This window comes from Bradyrhizobium sp. 23AC, assembly GCF_054863025.1.
Map to the genome: position 1 here is coordinate 1 of NZ_JAVAYN010000191.1, position 264 is coordinate 264.

Annotated in this window: 1 pseudogene; it reads left to right on the top strand. The window is 62.9% G+C overall.

Features of this window, described 5'->3' with window-relative positions:
• A pseudogene (locus RAD10_RS42055) lies at positions 1 to 264 on the top strand (hypothetical protein); the annotation flags it as partial.

Sequence of the window (264 nt, forward strand, 5' to 3'; positions counted from 1 at the left end):
CATGCGGCTCCCGCTCGGCAGGCTGCTGTTCAAGCTGCTCGGATGCGCCCTGGCAGTGGTCATGCTCCCCCAGATTGAACATCTGCTGCAACAGAACTTCTCGAGCTTGCATACCCAGGTGATTGCCTTTCACCTGGGGTTCAACCTCACGCGGGCCGTGCTTCTGATCGGGCTGACGGGACCGATGGCGAAGGTTGTCGAAACGCTGCTGCCCACCCCTGCCGCGCCGCTCGGCGAGATTCGCCCGCAACATCTCGATCCTGC